Raw genomic sequence first — 2,882 nt, 5'->3', positions numbered from 1 at the left:
CCCGCAGGAAGAGAAAACAATAGTGATTCCGTTAGTAGTGGCGAGCGAACGCGGATCAGGCTAAACCGTTCCATGTGTGATAGCCGGCGGGCGTTGCATGGTCGGGGTTGTGGGACTTTCCATACCAGTTCTGCCGGGCTGGTGGGGTGTGATGTGCAGGCATAGGTGAACGGTCTTGAAAGGCCGGCCAGAGAGGGTGTTAGCCCCGTAACCGTAATGTTGTGTACCGCCTGGATGAGTATCCCAAGTAGTACGGGGCCCGAGAAATCCCGTGCGAATCTGTCAGGACCACCTGATAAGCCTAAATACTCCCTAATGACCGATAGCGGACCAGTACCGTGAGGGAAAGGTGAAAAGTACCCCGGGAGGGGAGTGAAACAGTACCTGAAACCGTGTGCTTACAATCCGTCGGAGCCAGTCTGATTCTGGTGACGGCGTGCCTTTTGAAGAATGAGCCTGCGAGTTAGTGTTACGTCGCGAGGTTAACCCGTGTGGGGCAGCCGTAGCGAAAGCGAGTCTGAATAGGGCGTTGCAGTGGCGTGATCTAGACCCGAAGCGAAGTGATCTACCCATGGCCAGGTTGAAGCGACGGTAAGACGTCGTGGAGGACCGAACCCACTTCAGTTGAAAATGGAGGGGATGAGCTGTGGGTAGGGGTGAAAGGCCAATCAAACTTCGTGATAGCTGGTTCTCCCCGAAATGCATTTAGGTGCAGCGTTGCGTGTTTCTTGCTGGAGGTAGAGCTACTGGATGGCTAATGGGCCCTACAAGGTTACTGACGTCAGCCAAACTCCGAATGCCGGTAAGTGAGAGCGCAGCAGTGAGACTGTGGGGGATAAGCTTCATAGTCGAGAGGGAAACAGCCCAGACCACCAACTAAGGCCCCTAAGCGTGTGCTAAGTGGGAAAGGATGTGGAGTTGCGAAGACAACCAGGAGGTTGGCTTAGAAGCAGCCATCCTTAAAAGAGTGCGTAATAGCTCACTGGTCAAGTGATTCCGCGCCGACAATGTAGCGGGGCTCAAGTACACCGCCGAAGTTGTGGCATTCAGATATTAGCTAAGCCCTTGTGGTTCAGGCGTCTGGATGGGTAGGGGAGCGTCGTGTGGGCGGTGAAGTCGCGGTGTAAACCAGCGGTGGAGCCTACACGAGTGAGAATGCAGGCATGAGTAGCGAAAGACGGGTGAGAAACCCGTCCGCCGAATGATCAAGGGTTCCAGGGTCAAGCTAATCTGCCCTGGGTAAGTCGGGACCTAAGGCGAGGCCGACAGGCGTAGTCGATGGACAACGGGTTGATATTCCCGTACCGGCGAAAAACCGCCCATGCTGAACAGGGGATACTAACTGCCCGAGACCTGCCCGATCGCCCTTGTGGTGTGAGGGTTTTGGTGGAGCGCAGGACCTGATCCTGGGAGGCAAGCGTATTAACAGGTGTGACGCAGGAAGGTAGCCAAGCCGGGCGATGGTTGTCCCGGTCTAAGGATGTAGGGCGAACGGTAGGCAAATCCGCTGTTCATGATGCCTGAGATCTGATGGGACCCCCGTTTGGGGGGATTTGGTGATCCTATGCTGCCGAGAAAAGCATCGACGCGAGGTTTTAGCCGCCCGTACCCCAAACCGACACAGGTGATCAGGTAGAGAATACTAAGGCGATCGAGAGAATTATGGTTAAGGAACTCGGCAAAATGCCCCCGTAACTTCGGGAGAAGGGGGGCCCCAACCTTGATACACCCTTGCGGTGTGGAGGGGATCGGGGCCGCAGAGACCAGGGGGAAGCGACTGTTTACTAAAAACACAGGTCCGTGCGAAGTCGCAAGACGATGTATACGGACTGACTCCTGCCCGGTGCTGGAAGGTTAAGAGGACCGGTTAGCCGCAAGGCGAAGCTGAGAATTTAAGCCCCAGTAAACGGCGGTGGTAACTATAACCATCCTAAGGTAGCGAAATTCCTTGTCGGGTAAGTTCCGACCTGCACGAATGGAGTAACGACTTCCCCGCTGTCTCAACCATAAACTCGGCGAAATTGCAGTACGAGTAAAGATGCTCGTTACGCGCAGCAGGACGGAAAGACCCCGAGACCTTTACTATAGTTTGGTATTGGTGTTCGGAGTGGCTTGTGTAGGATAGGTGGGAGACGTTGAAGCCCGGACGCCAGTTCGGGTGGAGTCATCGTTGAAATACCACTCTGGTCACTTTGGACATCTAACTTCGGCCCGTAATCCGGGTCAGGGACAGTGCCTGATGGGTAGTTTAACTGGGGCGGTTGCCTCCTAAAAAGTAACGGAGGCGCCCAAAGGTTCCCTCAGCCTGGTTGGCAATCAGGTGTCGAGTGTAAGTGCACAAGGGAGCTTGACTGTGAGAGAGACATCTCGAGCAGGGACGAAAGTCGGGACTAGTGATCCGGCGGTACATTGTGGAATGGCCGTCGCTCAACGGATAAAAGGTACCTCGGGGATAACAGGCTGATCTTGCCCAAGAGTCCATATCGACGGCATGGTTTGGCACCTCGATGTCGGCTCGTCGCATCCTGGGGCTGGAGTAGGTCCCAAGGGTTGGGCTGTTCGCCCATTAAAGCGGTACGCGAGCTGGGTTTAGAACGTCGTGAGACAGTTCGGTCCCTATCCGCTGCGCGCGCAGGAAATTTGAGAAGGGCTGTCCTTAGTACGAGAGGACCGGGACGGACGAACCTCTGGTGTGTCAGTTGTACTGCCAAGTGCACCGCTGATTAGCTACGTTCGGATGGGATAACCGCTGAAAGCATCTAAGCGGGAAGCTCGCTTCAAGATGAGATTTCCATACACCTTGTGTGTGAGAGGCCCCCAGCCAGACCACTGGGTTGATAGGCCGGATGTGGAAGCGAGGACTAACGACTCGTGAAGCTGAC

The 2,882-nt window shown here is 55.2% G+C and carries 1 rRNA gene; it reads left to right on the top strand.

The window, feature by feature from the left end:
* Positions 1-2,882: ribosomal RNA gene (locus tag IEX33_RS19220) — 23S ribosomal RNA — on the top strand; the annotation flags it as partial.

This window comes from Pseudarthrobacter scleromae, assembly GCF_014644515.1.
Lineage (GTDB): Bacteria > Actinomycetota > Actinomycetes > Actinomycetales > Micrococcaceae > Arthrobacter > Arthrobacter scleromae.
This window is presented reverse-complemented; position numbering and strand designations above follow the sequence as displayed.